Here is a 22,159-nt window from a genome sequence, read left to right as displayed (position 1 = left end):
GGTTTGATTCAATTTTAATTTACAATCAATGATTTAAAAAATTTAAACAAATCTTAGTGCAATAAATAGCGTAAAATTATTTTTATTTATTTCAATTTTTTGATGATATTGAAAATAATTATATTTTAACAATGAATGAAGCCGTGAGTGTACTCAAACTATGAAATTCCCTTTCTTAGAAATTCTGCACTCAGCTTAAATCGAAGTAGATTTTTAAAAATTAAAATAGACAGAATCAATTGATTTAAGAGCTTTTCATCATCTGTCTGTGCCTCCTTACTAACCCTAAAAGTATCTTTCTCTCAAGTATTTCATCTTCAGTAAATGACAATGAATCAACCAATAACTCTATAGGCAATGAACTATTTTCAATTAAAAAACAGTCTTGATCTGTAGACCATTCAGGAAGTATTGTAACTTTTTTACGCTTGCGCCTTTGATGCATATAAACACCTTACTTTAAAAACTATGAATTTACTTGCTCATCAACCCAAGATAAGAATTTGTATTTATTACTTATTTCAGGTGCACTCATTATTAAAATATTTTTTTTATTTCCAAACTTACCGGATACTTTATTAGAATTATTAAATTTAAAGTCAGTTTCATCTCCTTCATTTAAAGCTTTGAAATATGCAACAATTTTCTCGGACTTGGTCTTACTCTTGAAGTCCGGTGTCAAAAGTAAAAAATTATAGATCTGCTCTAAAACACACATATAGTTACTACTTTTCATAAAAACCTTAATTATAGATTATTAATGAGATAATTTACTGTAAAGAAATTAGCCAACTATAGAACAAATATATTCGATAGTTGGCTATATAAAATACTATGATTTTCCACGAGATATAAAACCAATAATTGCTAAAATAACAGCTACAACTAGTAGAATTACAGCAAAATCTTTCGATAGACCAGCAACTCCACCAAAACCTAATAAACTAGCAATTAATGCTATAACTGCAAAAATTATCGCCCAACGAAACATACATTATTACTCCTAAAATATTTAATTTTTTTGATTTAAATAAAATTTATCTAAATCAATCTATATAAAAACCTATTCTTTATATAGCTTATCAGAAATAAAAAACCTATTTATTTCTTGATTCTTTAGTTTTGGCATAACAATCTTAATTAAAAAAAGAACTGAACAGGAAATAAGAAGCATTCCTATAACTTCAATTGAATAACTAATCATGAATAATAGACTATAAAAGCCAAAGAAAAATAAAAGACTTAAAAATACTTTTTTTAGATATAAGGTCATAATAAGACCATATAACATTGCCGAAAAGAATACATTAAACTTTTTATGTATTCCTAACTTGTCAAAAATTATGATTATTAAACATATAATTAAAACTGAGATAATAAATATAAAAAAATTTTTTAAAATTAACATTTCATTTCCTCTACTTTAGATTTAATAAAATGCTTCCCCCTTAGTAGAGCAACTAAGGGGGAAGACTACCCCAATACACCATCTATTATTATGCTCATTAATTTTATAACTTCTTATTCTAATTTAAGTGTAAGCGACCACATCTTAAACTAATATTCAGTTGTATATTAATAATAATGAACACGTATGGTGTATGAACGCAGTATATATAAATCAAAAATTCAGGCTGTAATCTCTGGCTTACATGATTGTGAGAAATTTCGTACATTTGTTTATTTTTTAACCTATTAATATTTAAAAAATTAGAATTATTTCATTTATTTTCATAAAGTTAATTTTAATAAACTATTACTTCAACACAATATATTAACAATTAGCTTAAGTAAAAGTAAAAAAAGTTTACATTACATTTTTTTTGATCGTTTTTATTTTAAATTGGCTTCAATCCTAACTATGTTGTAAACTTTTAAAGTTACTATTCTTTCTATGTGGAAACATAAAGTTTACTAATAAAATTAAATAGTTATCACACACCATCAGTAACAAATCAAACTGGATGAATTCATAATGGAATTTGTAAGGGTTTTATACGCTAGTAAAGCGACACAAGCGCACCCTGAACTTAAATCTGATCTAATTGATATTCTTAACACTGCTGTTGATTTTAATTCTCGTCATGAGATTACAGGAGTTCTTTACTATGGACATGGATATTTTGTCCAATGTCTTGAAGGTAGCAAGAGTAAAGTTAATGATCTTTTTTATAACCGCATTTTAAAAGATCCACGTCATCAAAATTGTGAAATTCTCTATCATGAGAAATGCGATGTTGGATTATTCAAACATTGGAATATGAAATTTGCACCTGTTAACAAAAGATTAGGTGACTTTTTTCAAGAACACCATCTTGATGATTTTAACCCATTTCTTCTTTCAAGTAACACTATTCCTTCATTCATAGACCTTTTAGCTTCGGAGTATGCTCATGAACCATATAATTTTGAAATCGATGAGTAATTCATTAGTCTATTTTGAAAACGTTAATTTAGATGATAAATCATGATTCGTTTGTGCTACGCAAGTACAAGAAATGAATCAACTAATGACCTCATAGAAGATTTAAATGATATTTTGAATACTGCTCGAGATTTTAATTCGAAAAACAATGTTTTTGGTGTGCTTTACTATGCTAATAACTTTTTTTTCCAGTGTCTTGAAGGTGAAAGATCAACTGTACTAGAGCTATTCCATAACATTAGAAATGACGCTAGGCATAAAGATATTATTGAATTCAAAAATGTAGAAATTGACCAAATTAGTTTTAAAAACTGGTCAATGAAATATGTTCAAAAGTGCTCAAAAGCAGAGGTCTTCTTTAATCGTTTAGGTTACGACTCGTTCACTCCTACTGCTTTAACCGAAGACAATTTAGATGCCTTCTTAAATGAACTCTTAAATGAAAAGCAGACTCGGCTTCGAAAGCGAGTTGGTTTAAACCAACGTGGAATATCTAATTTTCTTTAATAAAAAAAGACGAACGTAAGTTCGTCTTTTTTACAAAAATTTATAGCTTAACAGAATGACTTGTTCCAAGCTGCTCTGTTTCACGTGATATTGACGCTTTTGCTACTTTGAAAAGAGTTACAAATTTTCCTGCACCTTTCCAGTATTGTGCACCATTACATATTACACGTACTAATTGAATATTTGGATCCGACTTTCCTTGTTCAAAAAAAGTTCCATACGAAGCGGACCACAATTGATCAAGCACCTCTTAATCTTGGACACATTCTGCAATTCCATTAATTGAGACATAATCATTTTTTAAATTTTCCAATTTTAACATTCTCATGTAAATTGAAATACCAATATCTCCTCAATATAAAAATTTAAATAGTTTCTTAGTGTTAATTAAATATTTTAATTATATGATAAAAAATTATTATTCATGAATAATTTATTTTTTTGTTATCATTGATGCTTACAACTTTGAACTGGTAATCTTTATGAGTAATATTTTGATTTACCACAGCACGGTCTAATTGATCCCACAATTCAAAGTGAAAAAAATCAGAAGTTTCAGAGTAAATCCAAAACCATAAAATAGACCTATCCTTTTTTATAGGGTCATAAGTGGTATCTTTAACTTTTACCAATTTATGTAAATGAAAATTTTCATCTTGAAGTACTATTTCTTGAATATCCAATAGAAGATTTCCGTCGATCTTAATTGATTAGGAATATAACCTATTTTTAATTTTTTTTTAAATATGGTTTCAGATAAAATATGTAAACTAATTTTTCTTAATTTTGTTCAATGTACTGATATTAAATATCAATTAACTCTTATGAAATTATTTTATCCAGTTAATTTTTATATATTAAATAACTAACCAATAAATTATTGTAATACAATTAAAAACGAAATTTAAAATTTATAATAAATTGATTAACTCATGTGCTCAAACTATCAAACTCCAAAAATAACAGCATTTGTTCAATTAGGAATCGAACTCAATGCAATGGATTATCCTTTAAAGTCACACGTTTATCCGTTATACCCTGCTCCAATTATTATGAAAGAGTTTAACCTAGATTTATGAAGATTTGCACTAATTCCAAAATGGGCTGAGGATACAAAGTTAGGGACACACCTATAATACTTGAACTGAAACTATAGTTGAGAAGCCTAACTTTCGACATGCTTGACTTATAGCAAGTTTTACTTTGTGCCGGTTCAAGAATTTGATGATCTCAAGTGCATCGATGGTAAAAGCCATTTGTACAGAATTCACCGTAAGAACGACTACCATTCGCTGTTGCAGAAACTCACGATGATTAGTTAATTAAAAAATAATAATATTTTTTCAATGATTACAATCAATTCTGACAATCATCCTTTCATGAAGCAATTTTATGCGCCTACCGATGAAAAAAGATCAATCATAGTCATATCAAGAGAATATCGAAAAGACTGCTTGAATATTGATAAAGAAAATGCACACGAAAATTTCTTTGAAATGCGTGATGATTTTCCGCTTTCCCTCGTGAACACTCATCTGAAGTAGCCAAACAAAGTGACCTTTTTTAAATTAAGACTGTTTATCCACATAGTTTAAATTTGAAATTAAAAACTATTACATTTAATATCTTGAATACGTAACTTATTCAAGTGGTATTTTTTATGAATATTGAATTAAATTCAAAATTATCGAAAGCTAAACTTCAAAAGCTTAAAGATGCAAGTCTAGATCACTTGAAAAGCTCTAAAGTTATTGATATCAGAGCACATTCATCTAAATTAAAATGTCCATCTGACCTATCTAGAATATCGTCATTTCAGGCAATCACTAAGTATTCTATTCCATTAGTTTTAAATAAAATTACTGCAGATTCCTCCTCAGTATTTGAGAATTATATAGACAAAACTGTTGACATGGATGATCTGCTTATTTCAAATAAGGAAGCTACATTCATTGTTCAAGTTGAGTCGTATTCGATGAAAGACATTGGAATTGATATCACTGACTATTTGATTGTCGATAGAAGTATTCGATCACAGCACCGAGATATTGTTATCGCATTCATTGACAATGATTTCACTGTGAAAAGAATGATGATTACACAACGGATGTCACATGATGAATTGTTTAATATTTTTCATAATGAAAATGATCTTAGAAATTTGCCTGCAGTGTGGCTCAAACCTGAGAATATTGAGTACAAACCAATCCTCCCCCGCAATGAACAAGAATTAGTAATTTGGGGTGTTGTCACCAAAATTATTAAGAACTTTAAATGATACATGAAGAAAAGATATTTGTTCTTATTGATATCAATAATTGCTATGTCTGGTGTGAGCGTTTCTTTAACCCGAAGCTAAATAATGTCTTGGTGATAGTTTTATTAAATAACAATGGTTGCGCAGTAGCTCGAAGTAACTAAGTCAAGGCTATGGGGATTAAAATGAGCCTCCATTTTTTCAAATCAAAGATGCTGTCCAGAAAAATTGTTTTCAAGTTCCTTCAAGTAACTATGCGATATATGCTGAGATGTCACGTCGATTTTATTCATTTTTTGCCAGTTATTTCGCACCACCCGAACTCGAGATTTATTGAATTGATGAGTGTTTTCTAGATCTATCAAGTTTTAAGCATAATTATAATCTTGGTGATTGATTATCGCCAAGGAATGCACGAACGTATTCAACAATGAAGCGGATTGCCTGTCTCAGTATGAATTGGTTCCAACAAAACAGAAGCAAATATCGCTAATCAGAAAGCAAAAAAGGGAAAGCGATTTAATGGAGATTATGATTTAGCAAGCATGGCACAGAAACATCCTGATTACTTGTGTTTGTTTATAGAAGTAGGTGAAAATATGAAATGTTGCTAGAAAACAAATGCTTGACAAAAATAGCCCTTACATTGAAGGACTACTTTTTCGAGCATCTGTTAACGTGTTACTCTTTCCCAAGCATCTTTAACTGCATGTTTTGCTTCTTCCCATTTTAAACGAGACTCTCTTTTAGTCTTTTCCCATTGAAGCTTAAGATCAGCTTCAACTTCTTCAAATTTTGTTTCATAAGGATAATTGCTTCTAGAAGTGTACCCTAGTTGATAGGCATCACGATAATCACGATCGTAATCTACATTATCATATAAGTTAACCGTGTCTTTAAAGTAAGGCCGCGTATTATAAGTCTCACGCCAATAAACATCCTCATCTGTTGGATTTACAGCTTCAGAAATACTTTTCCCTGCTAATCCTCCAACAACTGCTCCTACTACTCCCCCGACTGCAGCACCTACAGGTCCGCCAACGGCTCCAATAGCTACACCACTTGCTGCGCCACCTGCTGCACCAACACCTGTGCCAATTGGGTGAGCTCCTGGCTCACCTGAAATAGGGTCAGCATTTAGTTGCTTACGTTGTTCTTTACTCATATTTTGAACAACTTCATTATCTATATTAGAATTTGACATATTTAATCCTCTATTTGATAAAAATTATTAATCCAGATACTCAGTCAACGATAATCATCCTAGATTAATTATTTTCATTCAATATTACTATTTGTTATAGTTTGAAGAACAGTTTGTATAAAACAGAATTAAGTAAATTAAAATAAAACATGTTCAAAACCACAGCACTGTTGAATATTATCGCTTTTAAAACTTCTTAAATAAAAAACATTAAATTACAATATAAAACACTAAAACCTCACTTTGATAAATTAAAAATAAATAATTATAAAACATAAAGTTAAAATAAAATATCTCAACAACATCATTAAAATCAAAGCGAATAATTATATACTTCTCAATAAAATTTTTAAATTATAATTGCATCACAAAAAATAAAGGAACCAAACATAATATATCAAAGCAAGTGAGAAAAAAATCACATTACCATTAGTTTTATATCTGTTTACAAATATAATTTTTTAAATTAAATAACTCTTTAAACCTTACATTCTTAACTCAATAAAACTTAAAGCTTAAAAATACTTACATCATTATCTTTTTTTAAGTTTTAGACTGGTATCTCAACTTGAACAATAAATAGGCAAACATTATGAGTAACGTTAATGCTAACGATATTAAAGAACATGCTTCAGTAATTGCTTCATGTGGTACACAGATCGGTAAAGTCGATCATCTTGAGGGAAAAGATTCCATTAAATTGACACGAAGTGATGATGAACATAATGAACATCACCTGATTCCATTAAGTTGGGTGAGTGAAATTAAAGATGGAAATGTAATTTTGAATAAAAATTCAGAAGAAGTAAGAAATCAGTGGCAAACATTGTAGGCTTTACCTAAATTAATTTGCTATTTCAAAAATGCCAATCAATTTGATTGGCATTTTTATCATCAATATATTACCGATTCCCACATAATCATTGCATGAGTCAGATTTCCCCTTATTAGTATTAGTTCATTTTGAATTGTACTTCAAGCAACAGTTATCAAATGTATTCGACATTACCATTTTTTCGCAAATTAACATGGTTTGATATATCAATTGATCTTAAGTTTGAAATAGTTAACTTAGCAATTGCAAATTTCTGTATCTGCTTCAAAGTATTTATTTTTGAGATAATATATACACCTTTTACTTCTTCTAAATATTTTTATAACATTTCCTAAACTCATTTTTATCAGATCAGAATGACCATTTAATATATTAGGATTAAGGTTAATCGCTTTTTTACGATCTTCAATCCATTTTTCTGCTATTCTACGAGGGTTAAATGTTTTGCTTTCAATGAAAACTAGATAGACTTTTCTGTTAGTTCTAATTCCAGCTCGATAACGAATAGTGCCATCGGTAAGACTTCTTTGTCTAATTGAACCCATAATTATTTACGCCATTCCTACTTTATTAATTATGGCGTAAATATTGGCGTAATAAACTTATTATTCACATAGGTTTTCACATGTTCAAAACTAAACTTGCATCTCATGTAAGATCTTGTTTAGAAAGTAAATTTTTGCAAACTCATAATTGTTAAAGTAATTCACATAAAGTTAGGTAAACTATGCTGCAATGGTTTGAAAAGTTAGTAGATCCATATCCGTCGAAAGGTTTAAACGAACCATTACCCACTAAGTTCTTTCCATTTGTTTGGCAAGCTGCGACTGGTGTTAAGCGTTATTTATTGATTTTAATATTATTCACTGCTGCAACAGCATCTTTTGAAGCCTTATTCTTTTCACAAATCGGACATTTAGTCGATTGGTTGACTCAGTCAAAACCTCAAGACTTTTTAGTGAATCATCGTGAAAATTTGATCTTTTTAAGCTGTATTTTATTGGCAAATATCTTTTTTGCCAGTATGCAATCTATTATCAGACATCAGATTTTATACAGTAGTTTTCCAATGCGTTTGCGTTGGAGATTTCATAATCTTATGTTACGCCAAGGCTTAGACTTCTTTCATAATGACTTTGCAGGTCGTTTATCTGCAAAAGTTATGCAGACAGCGCTAGCAGTACGTGAGTTTTGGGTGATTTTAGGCGATATGGTGACTTATGTTGTCATCTACTTCATCACCATCAGTATAGTATTGGGCTCAATTTCCCCTATTCTATTGATTCCACTTTTATTGTGGTTGGCACTGTTTGTGAGTGCAGCATTATTTTACATTCCCAGATTAGGACGAATATCTAAAGAACAAGCCGATGCGCGTGCGGTGATGACCGGACGAGTAACAGATGCCTACACGAATATTCAGACAGTGAAACTTTTTGCCCATGCTGGCCGTGAAAGTCAATATGCAAAAGAATCAATGAAAGAATTTATGCGTACTGTGTTCAAACAAATGCGTTTAGGCACTGCATACGAACTTTGCATCAATTTGCTGACCGCCGTTTTATTCTTTGGAGTTCTAGGTACTGCTGTTTGGTTATGGTTACAGGGGCAAGCCGCGATTGGTGTCATTGCGGCAACAACAGCCATGATTCTTAAACTCAATAGTATGGCTGAATTTATGATGTGGCAAACCTCTGCCCTGTTTGAAAATGTCGGAACAATTCAAGATGGTATGCAAACCTTAGGCCGTCAGATCAATATCCAAGACAAAGAAGATGCCAAACCACTTGTTGTGACTGAAGGCAATATTAAATTTAGTGATGTCACATTTGCCTATAATAGCAAAAAAGTAATTGATCACTTCAACTTAAACATTCAACCTGGCGAGAAAATTGGTATTGTTGGACGTTCTGGTGCGGGAAAATCCACCTTAATTCAATTACTTCTACATTTTTATACCATTAATGAGGGAAAAATTACCATTGATAGTCAAAATATTGAGGAAGTCACTCAAGACAGTTTAAGAAAAAATATCGCGCTTGTTACCCAAGATACCTCGTTGCTACATCGTACAGTTGCGGAAAATATCAAATATGGTCGTCCTGATGCGACTGATGAAGAAATGTATGAAGCAGTAAGAAAAGCCAAAGCAGATGAGTTTATTCCACAACTTTCAGATTTAAGAGGTCGTACTGGCTATGATGCTTATGTTGGTGAGCGTGGAGTAAAACTGTCGGGTGGTCAACGTCAGCGTATTGCCATTGCACGTGTATTTTTAAAAGATGCGCCAATTTTAATCTTAGATGAAGCAACTAGTGCCTTAGACTCCGAAGTTGAAGCTGCAATTCAATCAAGCTTAGATGAGTTAATGCAAAAGAAAACCGTGATCGCAATTGCCCATCGTCTTTCAACCATTGCACAAATGGATCGTTTGATTGTGCTAGATCAAGGTCAAATTGCAGAACAAGGCACCCATGAAGAGCTTATTGCACAAAATGGTATTTATGCGCATTTATGGCATAGGCAGACGGGTGGTTTTTTAGTTGAACCTGAACAGAAAACCACTGAAGATGAAGACTCAACAGTCAGCGCTTCATAAATAAAGCGTTTAAATAGCCAAATTATAAAAACCACGTTAAAAATAGCGTGGTTTTTTATTGCGTCTATTCTATTGATTAAGCATACATCATAGCCTTATTTGGATATATTTTAGCTACAACATGCAGTTCAATGATTATATTTTTAGAATCAAGAATTAATCGGCTTGACGAGGCAACAGAATTGATTATTTTGATATGATTAAGTACCCTCCATCATTTGTACTCAAATTATTACTTATGTTATTGCAATATTTAAACTAGTATATAAAAACAGTACTCTTGAGCTTTCCGCTTACTTATCCAGATAAAACAACAACTTTTCCGTATAAATCAAAAACAAAAAAGCTGCCTTATATAAAGACAGCTTCTTATTTAAATCTAGCCAATCAACGCTATTTTAAATGATTAATACCAGTTCATTAATGAAACACCTAGTCCAACATAGGTCGCACGGTGATTATAATCAATCAAACTTTCGCCATATCCATCAAACAATTGAAAATGACCACGTAACTTCCCTTTAATAGGGAACGCCCAATCAAACTGCACTGCACCATGTGAATCATCCCCACCTTTTAAAGAATGACGTAGCATCAAAGAAAAATCATTGTCATTCCAACGATAGAATGCGGTTAAATCACCACGACCAATATAATTTTTAATATCAGGATTATTGTCATCCTGAAAATCTTCTTCAATGCGATACCACGGACGCACCATCAAAGCAAAATTATCTTTTTCAAATCCAAGATTTAAAATTACTCGATTCCAGCTACGTGAAAGTGGATCAGAACGTCCATTTGACTGATGATTCAACGTCAAACCTAATAAACGTCCATTTAAACCCAATAAATTATAATTGGTTCGAAAAATTAAACTTGCTTCAGGCTCGTAATTTGTTTCACGAAATGGACGGGACTCTTCACTGTTGTAAACTTGCCAACGAGAAGATTGTGTATATCCTACCCAAACATCACCATTATTTCCAAACACGTTTTCAGCAGCTTTGGTTTTTAAAGAAATCTGGAATTTTGCTTCCATAGACTTTAAATTTTGATCTTCTTCCACTGTATTTTGGGGGTTTGGGCTCTGTGGAAATTCATTTTTCTTACTGGTCCAAAATGCAGGAAGTAAATATACAGGTTGATTCGCCCGAATATTCCATGTACCTAACTTACTATCTTCTGAAAGCTCCCAACGTCGATCAAGTAATGAGGTGTTGGGATCAATTTTATCACCATGAATTGCAAATAAATTTTCAGCTGTCTGGGTAATTTTGTCTTTTAGTGTTTCAGGTTCAACATTGGCTTTTTGAATATCTAAGGCAGCACGTTGCTCTGACACCAAAACTTGCGGAGCAACCGCAGGCGTTTTAAATATTTTATCGTAACAAGCCAAACGGTCAGCGTTAGATTCGAGTGCAACACAGGCTTGTGTACTTGCAGGATTTACTTGTGCAGTATCATCTGCGTGTACAATGGTCACCAAACCAAAACTGAGCATCATTAAGATGCTCAGATTTAATGGTGTACGTTCAAAATTTTTGAACGACATAGAATTCTCCAGAAAGAATTTATAGGGTTAATTTACTTTCTTAATTTCAAAACCTAATTGTTCCAACACGTCTTTTTTTACAACTGGAGCGACTACAGCTCTTACAGGCTTTTGCTCAAGTAAATAAGTTTGTGTGACACGCTTAAGGTCATCAATAGTAACGTTTAATAAGCGTTCGCGTAATTGCTTTCTAAACGCAGGTGTCCGTCCATGAAGCAATGCATAACATGCAGTAATGGCCTCACCTGCTGGTGATCCAGGTTTATCCATACTCGAAACTAGACCAAGAATTGCTTCTTCAAGTTGATAATCATGCTGCTCTTTATGTAATAACCAATCTAGACTTGCCTCAAAGTCTTGGAATGTTTCTGCAAGGCGCGGATCTCGATAACTATAGAATCTGAACGAGCAAGCATTGCCGTCATAGCTTGCACCACCACCATATGCTCCGCCTTTTTCTCTAATGGCACTATGTAGGAAACCATTCCGTAAATAGCCTGCAAGTACCATTAACGGCGCAGCATCTGGATGTGCAACATCTACAGCTTGGTAAGCAGAAGCACAAAATTGAACATTGGCTTGAATTAACCATGCTTGATCTGCATCGCTCTCATCCATAGCCACTTGAGTTAAATAAACAGGAGATTGATCAACCGTAAGCTTATCCCAAACAGTTTGAACCTCTTCAACTAAACGCTCTGAATGATGCTCTTCACACACCAATAAAAATTGTTTTGGTGCAAGCATTAAACCTTTATGAATTGATTTTAACTCATCTATAAACGCATCATATGCCGCATCATCTTTTTCAATTTTTGCAATCAAATCACCTAGCCAATTCAATGCGCCTAGGCCTGTATTGTCATAATCGCGTTTTGCTAACGCACTCATATGACGTGAGGCAATTTGCATCGCATAACTATGGCCAGAACCAGATAAACGAGAAGCCCAACGGGTTTTACGTTGTTGTAAAAGTTCGATAATGCGATCTTTTTCATCAAAACGTAACTGCTCAAAAGCCAGTTTAAGCAACTGAATGGCATCAAATTTATCAGTTAAAGATTTAGTTGTTAAAGTCAACCATGCACTGATTTGACCTTTGTCATCGGTTTTAGAACGAAGCGAAGCGCCCATTCCCAAGCCGCCACTGACAGCAGTCTGTAACTGTTGAAGTTCAAGATAATCATATTCGCCCGCCCCCACTTCTCCCATGAGAACAGACAGTAAGTTGAAATAAGGCGATTTTACAATTTGATCTGGAATTTGAATCAATACTTGTTGGTAGTAAATTCCGTTTGTACCTGCATGGTACAGATGTAATGGTGTATCTACCCCATTGCAAATCACTTCACGCAATTGACCTTGAACAATGGCCAATTCAGCAGGAATATCCTCCAAACCGACTTTAGGCAATAAGCTCAAATCATCTGGTGTTTCTTGACGGATTTTTAAAGCTTCTGTCTGAGCAATAATTTCAGCTTTATCTGCTTCAGACAAAGCCTCACCAATTTTCGCTAAACGTGATTTTTCATCTTCTGCTTCTTGAGCAGATTTATTTGCATCTGGAACTAAAGTCATTTGTACACGATGTGGATTATCCAATAAATGAACTTGAATCAAATTAGATAACCACATCGGATCTTTGAGTTCTTCTTTTACTTCTGCAATGGCAGTATCTACATCCCAGGCATGGATTGGATCATTATGATGAATTGCATTACCCAAACCATTGAGGATCAGCGTTAAACCATACGGTGTACCATCACCACTGATTTCACGTTGATGTAATTCAATTTGGTGCAAAATTGCATCAACCATTTCTTTATCAATAGGCTTTGAAGCAACATCTTGAAGAATATTGAGTACACCATTTTTAAATTCTTCAGTATGCTCAGGGTTTGAACCTTGAACACCACAATAGAACGTCATTTCATAGTTTGAATCATCTACACCCATGATTGGACCCGTAGACTGCGCATAACCACATGTTTCTAAATAATGGCGCAATGGCGAAGCTGAATTTTCTAAAAGAATCCCTTCAACTAAACGCATACCCAAGCGAAGTTTAACATCACTGGTCTTCGGCAATAACCAAGACAAAATATGGTACGTCTTGTCTTTTAAATCTTCTGCATCAACAGCATAGGTTTCTTGTACTTCAATTGGTGCTGTGAGGCGCTGCTCTTCTTTAGAGTAAATCGTTTCACCTTTACTGAATTTGGACAGCGCCAACTTTTCAAATTGTTCTTGCAATTTATAAGCAGGCTCATCACCAAAGGTCATAAATACAGCATTACTTGGGTGATAATGTGATTTATAAAACGCTACTAACTCTTCATAAGTTAAGTCTGGAATATCCTTTGGATCACCACCAGAATTATAATGATAAGTTGTTTTCGGGAACAAATGATGTGCAAGCTGATGATAAAGCTGGTCTGAAGGCGAACTCATCGCTCCCTTCATTTCATTAAATACCACGCCTTTATAAACAGGTTCACCATTTTCAAGCTCAATACGAATACCTTCTTGAGCAAAGTCCAATGGATTTAAATTGGCAGCAAAAGCAGCATCTAAATAGACTTCCAATAAGTTCTGGAAATCCTTTTTATTTTGTGTTGCAAATGGATAAGCCGTCCAATCTGCTGCCGTAAATGCGTTCATAAATGTGTTTAATGAACGACGAATCATCAAAAAGAATGGATCACGTACAGGAAATTTCTCTGAACCACATAACGCTGTATGTTCAAGAATATGCGCCTCACCTTTGGAATCCATCGGTTGAGTACGAAAAGCAACTAGAAACACATTTTCGTCATGATCTGTTGCTAAATGGTAGTGCATTGCACCAGTCACTTTATGTTTATATTCAGACACTAAAATGTCTAAAGCTTCTACATGGTGTTGACGTACCAGCTGAAACGCAGGATGAACAGTTTGAGATAAGGTTTCAGTGACATCTACAGTCATGCGATCTCCAATATTAAATATTTATCTATACGTTTAAGTATAACCGAAACTTAAATAAATGCGATTCATTCCTAAAACTAATTCTTAGTAAATCAATCAGAATTAATCGCGACTTACTGTCAAAATATCAAGAATGAGCAATGGGATAAATAAAAAAAGTGATGATCAAAAGATTCGATCATCACTGTAAAACTTCACTTTTTTTACTCAATATTTTTAAATTAGTGATGCTTATGTTTTTTCTGTATCCCAACGCTGAGCAATAAAAATACAGATCAAAATTACACTCAACAATACAGCTGATGCTATGAAGTGACTCAGGGCTAATCCACCATGATCAATTGGTTTATCTAGAAAATCACCAACCACAGCACCTAATGGTCGAGTAAGCACAAATGCGCTCCAGAACAAAATAACTCTGGATATTTTTGTAAATAAATACAAAGTGATGACGATTAAAATCAATACCACATATAACACAATCCCACCGCTATAACCCAGTCCTGCTGTATCTGATGACCAATCTCCCAATGCTGTACCTAAAGTTTGCGAAAAGGTAATGGTTAACCAATAGAACAGTTCTGCTCGGGGCTGATTAATATGTGGTGAAATTGTTCCTTCAACCTTATACCAAGCAGATAAAGTCAACAATACCAAACTGAGTAATAACGTACTTCCACCGAAATAGCCAATACCCAGTGAGCGATCGACAAAGTCTGCTAATGTGGTCCCCACTGTCGTACTTGCAATAATGGTAAACCAATATAAATAGGGGTGAAAAGCCTTAGCCCGAATTTGAAAATAGACAAAAGCGATAAAGATAAAAGCAAAGATAAAGGTTCCTAGCAAATACCCTAAATTAAGCGACATTGACACAGCATCACCGGCCGTTTCACCAAAAGTGGTTGCAAAGATTTTGGTGATCCAAAATAGTAATGTGACTTGCGGAACTTTTGCAATCAGCACATCTAAATCATTTTGCTTCATTTCACATATTCAGCAATTATGCGTTAAAAGCTATAGTCTATACTTCGACTTAAAATAGAATTAAAATGTGAAAAAAGTCACTTAACCCTCTTAAAGACTCAGTAAGATTTGTATTTAGTACTTATCATGACTTTACAAAAACTGATTAAATATGGCTTATCTATGTTTAGGTTTTTGTAGAAAAGAATTACTTAGGCTATTTTTAGTATGTTTACCAAGAAAACTATTTTTGGAGATCAATACAAATTCGTCTCCAAAAATAAAGATGACCTTAAAGCCTATCTTTGTAATCCAGCAGCATTTTCAAATTATGTTGTTGCGTAACATTACAGATTAGAGACCAAAGGATTTCCAAATTCACTAAATTAAATATTTAAAGTAATTATAATTTGGGTGATTTGAGACAAAAACATAATTTTGCTTTTGGTAAAATGGCGCTGCATCTTTTTCACTATTTAAGCACAATGCAGAAAAATTGGGTTTTGCTCTTTTTTCAAGTTCAAGCAATAAACTTTTACCTAATCCATTTTTGCGGTATTCAGGCAATACATAAAAACGACGTACCCGACCAATTTTATGCTGAGTTTCAGGGTTATGCTTTGTATCACCATCTTCACTGATTTGAATATTTAAACCACCGCATGCAACCAGTTTATCTCCATCAAACGCAACCAATAAAAATTCACCATGTCGATTAAATTTATTGGTTCCTTTCTGAAATTCATCAACCAACCGTTGAATAAAATGAAACCCTTCTTTCTCAGCAACTATAGCTAAATCTTGAATTTGCGCAGGCAATTGATCTACCTGTTGAATTAAAATATTCACTCAACCTCCAATATGTTTAGGGTCTGTAGACAGTTTTAACTTTATGCCTATGTTTATTTCCAAACAAAACCTAACCTAGCAATCTAATTTAATCACGCACATTGATAAAAACAATGGCTTAAATGAAGCAAAAATCATCTCAAAAACAGTTTTGTTCAGCACACAAGCAGATTATAAAACTCCAACAAACCATATTTGACAAATGTAATTGAATTTTTTTCAACAAACTACTGTAAAGCTGAGCATTCGTGTAAACTTTATGTTTTTAACATTGATGTGATGAAGAACATGGCTACAGTTGACCTTTTTGCAATTGGTAACGCGCTCATTGACCAAGAATTTAAAGTATCAGATCACTTTTTAGCTGAACAAAATTTGCAAAAAGGCACCATGCAACTCGCAGATGGTGAGTCCCAAACTCAGCTATACAATAATTTAAAAGCTAGCCAAAATTATAAAGGTCAAGCATCTGGTGGTTCAGCTGCCAATACAACAGTGGCATTTAGTGCATTAGGTTCTTCAGCATTTTATGCCTGTCGTGTTGGAAATGATGATCTAGGCACAATTTATCTCGATGGTTTAAATGAAGCAGGCATCAAAACTTCTAAAAAATCCATCAGTGAAGGCGTTACGGGCACCTGTATGGTTTTAGTCAGTGGGGACTCAGAACGCACGATGCAGACTTATCTCGGTATTACTGCTGAGCTTTCAGATCTACAAATGGATTTTGAACCTTTAAAGACAGCACAATGGTTATATATCGAAGGTTATTTGTCTACAAGTGATTCAGCACGAGCTGCAGTAAATCAAGCACGTCAAATTGCACGTGATCACAAGGTTAAAATCGCATTAACTCTATCAGACCCAGCTATGGTGCAATATGCACGTCAAGGTTTAAATGAATTAATCGATGATGGTGTAGATCTAATTTTCTGTAATGAACAAGAAGCTATGATGTATACAGAAACTGACTCTGTAGAAGCTGCGCTCAATAAGTTAAAAATGCTAAGTACTGATGTGGTCATCACCTTGAGTGAAAAAGGTGCATTGGTCGCAGATCAAAAACAACATTTTTATGTTCAAGGTCGTAAAGTAAATGCAGTCGATGCAAATGGCGCTGGTGATGCATTCTCAGGTGCTTTCTTATATGCTTTAAATAATGGTGAAAATTTACAAACTGCGGCACAACTTGCTATTCTTATTTCTAGTGAAGTGGTGTCTAAATTTGGGCCACGTCTAGACGTTGCAGAATACGCAAATCTACTCGAAACGTTCAAAAAGGAATGTGCATAAATGTCTGAAAAAATTGCAATGACCGATGAAATTGAAGAGCGTAAGGCACGTGCGTTTGACACAATGACAGGTGATACAATTTTTATCACTCAACGTGATGGTGCATTTTATGCCTATCAAAACGTCTGTCCACACCTACAAACTGAGTTAGAATTTCTTGAAAATCAGTTTTTAGACCAAGATGGCGAATATATTCAATGCTCTACACATGGTGCTTTGTTTGAAGTTGAAACAGGTGAATGTATTTCAGGACCATGTCTGGGTGATAAACTTGAAAAAGTAAATATTTCAGTCCATTCAGATGGTGGTATTTACATCGAGGACGAATAAGATTGGAAACTGCCATGCTTGGATTTTTATTTGAACATGAATTAATGCCCTTTCACCTCAGTGTCTTGGCTTTAATTCTGCTGAGTATGGCAGAAACTTTTGGCTACTATATCGGCTTACGGCCAAGTACCTTTCTGAAAAAAATTTCACCAGATTGGCTCATCGAATCCCCCTTACTACAAGTTAAATTTTCCAAAGTTCTTATTTTCGTTTTTTTATTATTGAATTTTAGTTTTGCAGGCTATTTTTTACAGCTATCTATCTTTGCCAGCAAACAAGTTTTTGCCGCTTGGTATTATGTGGTTTTACCCGCATTGGTGATTGCAATCTTCTTTACCGTGTTTATGATTCATTGTTTGGATCAGGTGATAAAACCTAAAGTTGCATTGAATCAAGTTGACTTGCTTGGACGATTAGCTACTGTTTCTAGTGGTAATGCACGCCCAGGTTTTTCAGCTCAAGCACGAGTACGTGATGAAAATGGACAGCTTCACTATATCCAAGTCGAACCAGAATTTGGTGAATTAGAATTTCAATCTCAAATTATCTTAATACGTTTTAGAAAATCCCATTATATTGCGAAGAAGATTTCAATTTCAAATCATCTATTTAGTTCAGACCAATATTAATTCATAATTTGTTCATTTAAGTCAACATTCTTTTGTGCGACGTATTCGTACAATTACTCACTATATTTTTATATCTTGTTCTCCCCCATAAACTTTAATAAAATAATAACTTTACATCAAGAAATGAAGCAGAATTTAATGCAATAGTCTAAGCGAAAACTAAACTTAATCAGCAATAATTTCAGAGATCTATAGCTAAATTTAAACATGTTCTACGAGATGAAAACCACCCTTCACACTGATAGCTCCACTTTATAACCCACTAAATATTGCATAACATCCCCCCTAATTTACGACATCGCAAAAATTAGAATTTACTCTTTAGAATAAACATGAAACCACAATCCGATATTTTACTCTTTCATCTTTTACATGAGCCAATGGGGCTCTTACTTTAAGTAAAATTCTAGTAAAAGGTCTATTATTTACTAAAACATAAAATCGTACTTGTGTAAGAATTCAAGTGGTTGATTTATTTTACAGCACAATTATAAAAATTTAAAACCAACTCTTTTAATCAGATTAATTTTTAAAGAAAAAACTAAATCAAACTAATTTAGTTGGTTTAATAAAATCTAAACAATACCATTCTAGTTGGTTTTATTTTTATTAATTCTAAGTGTTTTGATCAACTTTAAAATCAATAAAATTTAGTATATTTTTTAACAAAGTAAATTTTTAACTACTTGTTTAATATAAATTTAATAATATATTTTTATTTTAACTGTTTTATCTATTTATTTCTTGTTGCGTTTTGTTTAATAATATAAGCATATTTAAATAATAGGCTTAACGCATGAGCTTAAAACCTAACGATTTAAACCGTCGGCTTGTCAGAGAAATTGCAGTCATATTAATAATTAAGATTGCTCTTCTAATGACGATCAAACATATCTGGTTTGATGCTCCGACTATTCCTAAAGATTTTGATAACCAAGTTGCTGAGCGTATTGCTGGCAGTCCTTCCCAAATCAAGGAGACACGTTGATGATTTCTGAAAGCGTGGTCGATCTTTCGCGGTTCCAATTTGCAATGACCGCGATGTATCACTTTATATTTGTACCACTTACTCTAGGTCTGGCTTTTATTCTTGCCATTATGGAAACCACTTATGTGATTTCTGGTAAAGAAATTTATAAAGACATGACCAAATTCTGGGGCAAACTTTTTGGTATTAACTTTGCTTTAGGTGTAACCACTGGTCTGACGATGGAATTCCAGTTTGGTACAAACTGGGCGTACTACTCTCACTATGTGGGTGATATTTTTGGTGCGCCACTTGCCATTGAAGGATTGATGGCATTCTTTCTAGAATCAACTTTTATTGGTTTATTCTTCTTTGGCTGGGATCGCCTTTCAAAAGTTCAACATTTAAGTGTGACATGGCTAGTTGCGCTGGGTTCGAATTTATCCGCATTATGGATTTTAGTTGCCAATGGTTGGATGCAAAATCCTGTCGGTTCAGAATTTAATTTTGAAACCATGCGTATGGAACTTGTCGATTTTGGTGCTTTGATTTTTAACCCAGTTGCTCAAGTGAAATTTGTTCATACGGTGTCTGCAGGTTATGTGACTGGTGCAATCTTTGTTCTTGCCATTTCGAGTTATTACTTATTGAAAAAACGTGATTTACCATTTGCGCGTCGCTCTTTCGCCATCGCTGCAATCTTTGGTTTAGCATCTACACTTTCAGTAATCTTACTAGGTGACGAATCTGGTTATGAGCTTGGTGACGTTCAAAAAACTAAGTTGGCAGCAATTGAGTCTGAGTGGGAAACACATCCTGCGCCTGCGCCATTTACTTTATTTGGTATTCCAAATCAGGAAGAACAACGTACTGACTACGCTATAAAAATCCCGTATGCAATGGGTATTATTGCCACACGTTCACTCGATAAAGAAGTCACAGGTCTTAAAGATTTGATGGTTCAGCATGAGGCCCGTATCCGTAATGGTATGGTCGCATATAGCGAACTCGAAAAACTTCGTGCTGGTGACCGTTCGCCTGAACTTATGGCATCGTTCAAAGAAAACCAAAAAGATTTAGGTTATGGCTTACTTCTCAAAAAGTATACTGAAAATGTAACGGATGCTTCTGAAGCACATATTCAAGCAGCAACAAAAGATACGATTCCAAATGTAACTGCATTGTTCTTCTCTTTCCGTGCAATGGTCGCTTCTGGTTTCTTGATGCTACTCCTGTTTATTCTTGCAACATTTGCTGTGGCAAAACGTAATGCAGAAAATAAACCGTGGTTACTTAAATTTGCATTGTTTGCACTGCCATTACCTTGGATTGCAGCACAAACAGGTTGGTATGTGGCTGAAGGTGGTCGTCAACCATGGACCATTGGTGAAGTGTTGCCTACACATCTGTCTGCATCAAGTTTAAGCACTGGCGATGTATGGGGATCAATCATTGCATTAGCCGCGTTCTATACGGTGTTATTGATTATTGAAATGTATTTAATGATCAAATTCTCACGTTTAGGACCAAGTTCTTTACATACAGGCAAATATCACTTCGAGAAACTTGAAGCTCAGCAAGCTCAAACTGGGGAGAATCAATCATGATCGAATATGAACTTCTCAAAATTATCTGGTGGGTTTTAGTCGGTGTTCTACTGATTGGCTTTGCCCTGACAGATGGTTTCGATATGGGCTCAATGGCACTCATGCCATTTGTAGGTAAAACTGATGATGAACGCCGTGCAGCAATCAATACCATTGCACCGCATTGGGAAGGCAACCAAGTTTGGTTCGTGACTGCGGGTGGTGCACTATTTGCTGCTTGGCCTATGGTTTATGCAACGGCCTTCTCAGGTATGTACTGGGCGCTCTTGCTGGTCTTATTTGCACTCTTCCTTAGACCTGTTGGCTTTGACTATCGCTCTAAACTTCAAAATACTCAATGGCGTAATTCTTGGGATTGGGGCTTATGTATCGGTGGAGCTGTACCTGCGCTGGTTTTCGGTGTTGCATTTGGTAATATGTTCTTAGGCGTACCGTTTACTTTAGATGAGACTGTACGTTCAACTTATACAGGTAGCTTCTTTGCCCTACTCAATCCATTTGCCTTGGTTTGCGGTATAGTAAGCTTGTCGATGCTGTGTGCACATGGTGGCGCATGGTTAATGCTGCGTACAGATGGTGTATTACGTCAACGTTCTGCTAAAGCCACACAATTGATGGGCATTCTCTTCTTAGTTACCTTCTTGGGCGTTGGTGCTTGGTTATATTTTGGTGGCATCGAAGGATATACTTTGGTACAACCATTTAATACCAATGCTGTTGCTAATCCGCTTGCGAAAGAAGTATTAACAACGGGTAACCATGGTTGGATGAATAACTATTCAATTTACCCGATCACCATGCTTGCACCTATTTCTGCAATCCTTGGTGCAATCCTGATTATCTTTGGTGCTGGTAAAAACAAAGCTGGCGTGAGCTTTACAGGTTCTACCTTAGCAGTGACTGGTTCAATTTTAACTGCTGGTTTTGCACTATTCCCATTCTTAATGCCATCGAGTATCAACCCAACTGTAAGTTTAACCATGTGGGATGCGGTTTCGAGTAAGAATACATTAACAGTAATGACTGTGGTTGCTTCTATATTTGTGCCAATTATTTTAATCTATACCACATGGTGTTATTACAAAATGTGGGGCGTTATCACCAACAAACATGTTCAAGATAACTCACACAGCCTGTACTAAGGCTGTGTCTAAGCAAATAGGAGAATA

21 protein-coding genes and 2 pseudogenes are annotated in these 22,159 nt (G+C 34.3%); 13 read left to right on the top strand and 10 right to left on the bottom strand.

The features are described from left to right. Positions 1 to 466: 466 nt before the first annotated feature. Together ACG916_RS11320 and ACG916_RS11315 are read right to left on the bottom strand one after the other, a co-directional pair. Positions 467 to 736, bottom strand: coding sequence for a hypothetical protein (locus tag ACG916_RS11320; protein ID WP_336950788.1), 270 nt, complete (start codon positions 734 to 736; stop codon positions 467 to 469). A 96-nt stretch (positions 737 to 832) separates the two neighbouring features. Beyond that, positions 833 to 991 carry a DUF1328 domain-containing protein gene (locus ACG916_RS11315; protein WP_336950787.1) on the bottom strand — a complete coding sequence of 53 codons (159 nt, stop codon included), beginning with the start codon at positions 989 to 991 and terminating at the stop codon, positions 833 to 835. 984 nt (positions 992 to 1,975) lie between these two features. On the opposite strand from ACG916_RS11315, the gene ACG916_RS11310 reads away from it, so the two are divergent. Then, the gene (locus ACG916_RS11310; protein WP_336950785.1) at positions 1,976 to 2,425 is read left to right on the top strand and encodes a BLUF domain-containing protein; all 450 of its coding nucleotides are present in this window, start codon (positions 1,976 to 1,978) and stop codon (positions 2,423 to 2,425) included. Between the two features lie 39 nt (positions 2,426 to 2,464). After that, positions 2,465 to 2,932, top strand: coding sequence for a BLUF domain-containing protein (locus ACG916_RS11305; RefSeq protein ID WP_336951462.1), 468 nt, complete (start codon positions 2,465 to 2,467; stop codon positions 2,930 to 2,932). Between the two features lie 40 nt (positions 2,933 to 2,972). Here ACG916_RS11305 and ACG916_RS11300 read toward each other — a convergent pair whose 3' ends face one another. Beyond that, positions 2,973 to 3,179 carry a pyridoxamine 5'-phosphate oxidase family protein gene (locus ACG916_RS11300; RefSeq protein WP_419327334.1) on the bottom strand — a complete coding sequence of 69 codons (207 nt, stop codon included), beginning with the start codon at positions 3,177 to 3,179 and terminating at the stop codon, positions 2,973 to 2,975. Positions 3,180 to 3,354: 175 nt separating this feature from the next. Continuing rightward, a complete protein-coding gene (locus ACG916_RS11295; protein WP_336950783.1) occupies positions 3,355 to 3,615 on the bottom strand; it encodes a hypothetical protein in 261 nt (86 codons plus the stop codon). Positions 3,616 to 3,864: 249 nt separating this feature from the next. Here ACG916_RS11295 and ACG916_RS11290 point away from each other — a divergent pair. The 3 genes and pseudogenes from ACG916_RS11290 to ACG916_RS21775 form a co-directional block, all read left to right on the top strand. Next, a pseudogene (locus tag ACG916_RS11290) lies at positions 3,865 to 4,499 on the top strand (SOS response-associated peptidase family protein). A 93-nt stretch (positions 4,500 to 4,592) separates the two neighbouring features. After that, positions 4,593 to 5,210, top strand: a complete 618-nt coding sequence (locus ACG916_RS11285; protein ID WP_419327335.1) for a LexA family protein — start codon at positions 4,593 to 4,595, stop codon at positions 5,208 to 5,210. Continuing rightward, positions 5,207 to 5,785, top strand: a pseudogene (locus ACG916_RS21775) (Y-family DNA polymerase); the annotation flags it as partial. The gene ACG916_RS11285 and the pseudogene ACG916_RS21775, both read left to right, overlap by 4 nt. A 77-nt stretch (positions 5,786 to 5,862) precedes the next feature. On the opposite strand, the gene ACG916_RS11280 reads toward ACG916_RS21775, so the two are convergent. Further along, positions 5,863 to 6,393 carry a hypothetical protein gene (locus tag ACG916_RS11280; RefSeq protein ID WP_336950781.1) on the bottom strand — a complete coding sequence of 177 codons (531 nt, stop codon included), beginning with the start codon at positions 6,391 to 6,393 and terminating at the stop codon, positions 5,863 to 5,865. A gap of 592 nt (positions 6,394 to 6,985) precedes the next feature. Between ACG916_RS11280 and ACG916_RS11275 the strand changes: the two genes are divergently transcribed. Then, complete coding sequence (locus ACG916_RS11275) at positions 6,986 to 7,225, top strand: DUF2171 domain-containing protein (RefSeq protein ID WP_336950780.1); 240 nt, start codon at positions 6,986 to 6,988, stop codon at positions 7,223 to 7,225. A gap of 239 nt (positions 7,226 to 7,464) precedes the next feature. On the opposite strand, the gene ACG916_RS11270 is transcribed toward ACG916_RS11275, so the two are convergent. Then, the gene (locus ACG916_RS11270) at positions 7,465 to 7,773 is read right to left on the bottom strand and encodes a hypothetical protein (protein ID WP_336950779.1); all 309 of its coding nucleotides are present in this window, start codon (positions 7,771 to 7,773) and stop codon (positions 7,465 to 7,467) included. Between the two features lie 182 nt (positions 7,774 to 7,955). Here ACG916_RS11270 and ACG916_RS11265 point away from each other — a divergent pair, with 182 nt between their 5' ends. Further along, positions 7,956 to 9,827 carry an ABC transporter ATP-binding protein gene (locus tag ACG916_RS11265; RefSeq protein ID WP_419327336.1) on the top strand — a complete coding sequence of 624 codons (1,872 nt, stop codon included), beginning with the start codon at positions 7,956 to 7,958 and terminating at the stop codon, positions 9,825 to 9,827. A gap of 406 nt (positions 9,828 to 10,233) precedes the next feature. On the opposite strand, the gene ACG916_RS11260 is transcribed toward ACG916_RS11265, so the two are convergent. The 4 genes from ACG916_RS11260 to ACG916_RS11245 form a co-directional block, all read right to left on the bottom strand. After that, on the bottom strand, positions 10,234 to 11,382 hold the full coding sequence (locus ACG916_RS11260; RefSeq protein ID WP_336950775.1) for a phospholipase A: 1,149 nt from the start codon (positions 11,380 to 11,382) through the stop codon (positions 10,234 to 10,236). 27 nt (positions 11,383 to 11,409) lie between these two features. Next, positions 11,410 to 14,349 carry an insulinase family protein gene (locus ACG916_RS11255; RefSeq protein WP_419327337.1) on the bottom strand — a complete coding sequence of 980 codons (2,940 nt, stop codon included), beginning with the start codon at positions 14,347 to 14,349 and terminating at the stop codon, positions 11,410 to 11,412. A gap of 231 nt (positions 14,350 to 14,580) precedes the next feature. Next, on the bottom strand, positions 14,581 to 15,336 hold the full coding sequence (locus tag ACG916_RS11250; RefSeq protein ID WP_419327338.1) for a COG4705 family protein: 756 nt from the start codon (positions 15,334 to 15,336) through the stop codon (positions 14,581 to 14,583). A gap of 360 nt (positions 15,337 to 15,696) precedes the next feature. After that, positions 15,697 to 16,164 (bottom strand): GNAT family N-acetyltransferase, encoded by a 468-nt coding sequence (locus ACG916_RS11245; protein ID WP_336950771.1) that lies wholly within the window; start codon positions 16,162 to 16,164, stop codon positions 15,697 to 15,699. Between the two features lie 288 nt (positions 16,165 to 16,452). On the opposite strand from ACG916_RS11245, the gene ACG916_RS11240 reads away from it, so the two are divergent. The 6 genes from ACG916_RS11240 (at position 16,453) to cydB (ending at position 22,132) form a co-directional block, all read left to right on the top strand. Beyond that, positions 16,453 to 17,457 carry an adenosine kinase gene (locus ACG916_RS11240; RefSeq protein WP_336950770.1) on the top strand — a complete coding sequence of 335 codons (1,005 nt, stop codon included), beginning with the start codon at positions 16,453 to 16,455 and terminating at the stop codon, positions 17,455 to 17,457. 18 nt (positions 17,458 to 17,475) lie between these two features. Beyond that, a complete protein-coding gene (locus ACG916_RS11235) occupies positions 17,476 to 17,787 on the top strand; it encodes a Rieske (2Fe-2S) protein (RefSeq protein ID WP_162242519.1) in 312 nt (103 codons plus the stop codon). Positions 17,788 to 17,801: 14 nt separating this feature from the next. Further along, complete coding sequence (locus ACG916_RS11230) at positions 17,802 to 18,416, top strand: OB-fold-containig protein (protein WP_336950769.1); 615 nt, start codon at positions 17,802 to 17,804, stop codon at positions 18,414 to 18,416. Between the two features lie 796 nt (positions 18,417 to 19,212). Then, positions 19,213 to 19,404, top strand: a complete 192-nt coding sequence (cydP, locus tag ACG916_RS11225; RefSeq protein ID WP_004719678.1) for a cytochrome oxidase putative small subunit CydP — start codon at positions 19,213 to 19,215, stop codon at positions 19,402 to 19,404. Further along, positions 19,404 to 20,990 carry a cytochrome ubiquinol oxidase subunit I gene (locus tag ACG916_RS11220; protein WP_004719676.1) on the top strand — a complete coding sequence of 529 codons (1,587 nt, stop codon included), beginning with the start codon at positions 19,404 to 19,406 and terminating at the stop codon, positions 20,988 to 20,990. The genes cydP and ACG916_RS11220 overlap by 1 nt, the downstream gene beginning before the upstream one ends. Then, positions 20,987 to 22,132 (top strand): cytochrome d ubiquinol oxidase subunit II, encoded by a 1,146-nt coding sequence (gene cydB / locus ACG916_RS11215; protein WP_004719675.1) that lies wholly within the window; start codon positions 20,987 to 20,989, stop codon positions 22,130 to 22,132. Before ACG916_RS11220 ends, cydB begins: the two co-directional genes overlap by 4 nt. Positions 22,133 to 22,159: the final 27 nt, after the last annotated feature.

Source organism: Acinetobacter legionensis (assembly GCF_048552295.1).
Lineage (GTDB): Bacteria > Pseudomonadota > Gammaproteobacteria > Pseudomonadales > Moraxellaceae > Acinetobacter.
This window is presented reverse-complemented; position numbering and strand designations above follow the sequence as displayed.

Bases quoted from the DNA above. Each gene is read 5' to 3' on its own strand.
- ACG916_RS11270 (WP_336950779.1), bottom strand. From the start codon at position 7,773: ATGGGTTCAATTAGACAAAGAAGTCTTACCGATGGCACTATTCGTTAT.
- ACG916_RS11260 (WP_336950775.1), bottom strand. From the start codon at position 11,382: ATGTCGTTCAAAAATTTTGAACGTACACCATTAAATCTGAGCATCTTA.
- ACG916_RS11320 (WP_336950788.1), bottom strand. From the start codon at position 736: ATGAAAAGTAGTAACTATATGTGTGTTTTAGAGCAGATCTATAATTTT.
- ACG916_RS11235 (WP_162242519.1), top strand. From the start codon at position 17,476: ATGACCGATGAAATTGAAGAGCGTAAGGCACGTGCGTTTGACACAATG.
- ACG916_RS11315 (WP_336950787.1), bottom strand. From the start codon at position 991: ATGTTTCGTTGGGCGATAATTTTTGCAGTTATAGCATTAATTGCTAGT.
- ACG916_RS11275 (WP_336950780.1), top strand. From the start codon at position 6,986: ATGAGTAACGTTAATGCTAACGATATTAAAGAACATGCTTCAGTAATT.
- ACG916_RS11220 (WP_004719676.1), top strand. From the start codon at position 19,404: ATGATTTCTGAAAGCGTGGTCGATCTTTCGCGGTTCCAATTTGCAATG.
- ACG916_RS11255 (WP_419327337.1), bottom strand. From the start codon at position 14,349: ATGACTGTAGATGTCACTGAAACCTTATCTCAAACTGTTCATCCTGCG.
- ACG916_RS11230 (WP_336950769.1), top strand. From the start codon at position 17,802: ATGCTTGGATTTTTATTTGAACATGAATTAATGCCCTTTCACCTCAGT.
- ACG916_RS11265 (WP_419327336.1), top strand. From the start codon at position 7,956: ATGCTGCAATGGTTTGAAAAGTTAGTAGATCCATATCCGTCGAAAGGT.
- cydP (WP_004719678.1), top strand. From the start codon at position 19,213: ATGAGCTTAAAACCTAACGATTTAAACCGTCGGCTTGTCAGAGAAATT.
- cydB (WP_004719675.1), top strand. From the start codon at position 20,987: ATGATCGAATATGAACTTCTCAAAATTATCTGGTGGGTTTTAGTCGGT.
- ACG916_RS11285 (WP_419327335.1), top strand. From the start codon at position 4,593: ATGAATATTGAATTAAATTCAAAATTATCGAAAGCTAAACTTCAAAAG.
- ACG916_RS11240 (WP_336950770.1), top strand. From the start codon at position 16,453: ATGGCTACAGTTGACCTTTTTGCAATTGGTAACGCGCTCATTGACCAA.
- ACG916_RS11280 (WP_336950781.1), bottom strand. From the start codon at position 6,393: ATGTCAAATTCTAATATAGATAATGAAGTTGTTCAAAATATGAGTAAA.
- ACG916_RS11250 (WP_419327338.1), bottom strand. From the start codon at position 15,336: ATGAAGCAAAATGATTTAGATGTGCTGATTGCAAAAGTTCCGCAAGTC.
- ACG916_RS11310 (WP_336950785.1), top strand. From the start codon at position 1,976: ATGGAATTTGTAAGGGTTTTATACGCTAGTAAAGCGACACAAGCGCAC.